Source organism: Hoylesella oralis ATCC 33269 (assembly GCF_000185145.2).
Taxonomy (GTDB): Bacteria; Bacteroidota; Bacteroidia; order Bacteroidales; family Bacteroidaceae; genus Prevotella; species Prevotella phocaeensis.
The window spans coordinates 1-2500 of sequence record NZ_GL833117.1 but is presented as its reverse complement, the minus strand read 5'-3'; the positions used below and the strand labels follow the sequence as shown (position 1 = coordinate 2500).

2 tRNA genes and 1 rRNA gene are annotated in these 2500 nt (G+C 49.0%); all 3 read right to left on the bottom strand.

Features of this window, described 5'->3' with window-relative positions:
* Nucleotides 1–138: 138 nt before the first annotated feature.
* The 3 genes from HMPREF0663_RS01640 to HMPREF0663_RS01630 all read right to left on the bottom strand — a co-directional run bounded on the left by HMPREF0663_RS01640 (nucleotide 139) and on the right by HMPREF0663_RS01630 (nucleotide 2085).
* Nucleotides 139–212 (bottom strand) — tRNA-Ala (locus HMPREF0663_RS01640).
* A gap of 86 nt (nucleotides 213–298) precedes the next feature.
* Nucleotides 299–372 (bottom strand) — tRNA-Ile (locus HMPREF0663_RS01635).
* Nucleotides 373–550: 178 nt separating this feature from the next.
* Nucleotides 551–2085, bottom strand: a 16S ribosomal RNA gene (locus HMPREF0663_RS01630).
* Nucleotides 2086–2500 lie beyond the last annotated feature (415 nt).

Genomic DNA, 2500 nt, shown 5'->3' with positions numbered 1-2500 from the left:
AAGGGATCGAATCGAAAAAGAAATACTTCTTTCGACTGCAAGCCATACCTTCTGAGCAAATCGGCAGGGACTCGGAAACGGCAGGAGAGGATGCCCTCACGCACGTATTAACCCATAGCGCCATCTGCTTCTATTTTGTGGAGAATAACGGATTCGAACCGTTGACCCCCTGCTTGCAAAGCAGGTGCTCTAGCCAGCTGAGCTAATCCCCCCGCACCTAATGCATAATCCCAAAACGTTATCCACTCCCATCGGGAACAAGACACGAAAGCAAATCATGCAGCGGTAAACGCAAAGGTAGTCCCAGGCAGACTTGAACTGCCGACCTCCACATTATCAGTGTGGCGCTCTAACCAACTGAGCTATAGGACTCTATAAAACATGGTGGCATCCAAGCCAAGGGAAGGCGACGCTGCCCGGCTTCTTTATTCTTCTCGCGTATAGAATATACAAAGGAAAACAGAGGAAAGCGCACAAAAAAATCAGGAAAAACAAAAACTAAATGCATTTGCGTCAAATCCAAAAATCAACATACGAACGTCAACTCCAGAAAGGAGGTGTTCCAGCCGCACCTTCCGGTACGGCTACCTTGTTACGACTTAGCCCCAATTACCAGTATTGCCTTAGGCCGACCCTTGCGGTCACGGACTTCAGGCACCCCCGGCTTTCATGGCTTGACGGGCGGTGTGTACAAGGCCCGGGAACGTATTCACCGCGCCATGGCTGATGCGCGATTACTAGCGAATCCAGCTTCGTGGGGTCGGGTTGCAGACCCCAGTCCGAACTGAGGCACGTTTTAAGGATTGGACCGCATTTACATACGGCCGACTCGCTGTACGCGCCATTGTAACACGTGTGTAGCCCCGGACGTAAGGGCCGTGCTGATTTGACGTCATCCCCACCTTCCTCACACCTTACGGCGGCAGTATTCACAGAGTGCCCGGCTTTAACCGATGGCAACTGAAAAAAGGGGTTGCGCTCGTTATGGCACTTAAGCCGACACCTCACGGCACGAGCTGACGACAACCATGCAGCACCTCCACCAATGCCCCGAAGGGAATGAATATCTCTATTCAAGTCAATGGCAGTTCAAGCCCGGGTAAGGTTCCTCGCGTATCATCGAATTAAACCACATGTTCCTCCGCTTGTGCGGGCCCCCGTCAATTCCTTTGAGTTTCACCGTTGCCGGCGTACTCCCCAGGTGGGATGCTTAACGCTTTCGCTTGGCCACCGACCAAAAAAGGCCGACAGCGGGCATCCATCGTTTACCGTGCGGACTACCAGGGTATCTAATCCTGTTCGATACCCGCACTTTCGAGCTTCAGCGTCAGTTACGCTACAGCAAGCTGCCTACGCAATCGGAGTTCTTCGTGATATCTAAGCATTTCACCGCTACACCACGAATTCCGCCTGCTTACTGCGTACTCAAGATTCCCAGTTCGCGCTGCACATCACCGGTTGAGCCGGTACATTTCACAGCACGCTTAAAAAACTGCCTACGCTCCCTTTAAACCCAATAAATCCGGATAACGCCCGGACCTTCCGTATTACCGCGGCTGCTGGCACGGAATTAGCCGGTCCTTATTCATGCGGTACCTGCAAAAAGGGACACGTCCCCAACTTTATCCCCGCATAAAAGCAGTTTACAACCCATAGGGCCGTCATCCTGCACGCTACTTGGCTGGTTCAGGCTTACGCCCATTGACCAATATTCCTCACTGCTGCCTCCCGTAGGAGTCTGGACCGTGTCTCAGTTCCAGTGTGGGGGACCTTCCTCTCAGAACCCCTACCGATCGATGCCCCGGTGGGCCGTTACCCCGCCGGCTGGCTAATCGGACGCATCCCCATCCATTACCGATAGAATATACCTTTCGTCCAAATTAGATGACTGCTTCGGACTGCATACGGAATTAGGCCGCCTTTCAACGGGGTATGCCGTAGTAATGGGAAGGTTGGATACGCGTTACTCACCCGTGCGCCGGTCGCCATCAAAAGTTGAAAACAACCTCCATGATGCCCCGCGACTTGCATGTGTTAAGCCTGTAGCTAGCGTTCATCCTGAGCCAGGATCAAACTCTACATTGTAAAATATTAATTAAGGTATAAATGGATAAACAAAAAAAGGAAAAAGGAACAGCATAAACTGCAAAACCTAAATACCTAAAAGAATATCACCAAATACCTAAAATGTCTGTATTAAAACGCTCATAAGTTAGCTCAAATTGGATCACAAACGATATGCAAATGACAAAATATAACCCGAATCAAGGATATAAATGACAAAGTCGAATGATTTTCCTACCCTATCCATAAAACACATCAAAATAATAAATAAAAAGACATGGCTACGGATAGCTTTTTCGTACTACTTCTTCTGTCTCCTATGTAAATTAGTCAAAGAACTCTTTCTAACATACTACCCCCACATCTGAGGGAAAGCGACGGCAAAAGTAATACAAAAATATAAAACCGCCAAATATTTGAACAAGAAAATGAAAAA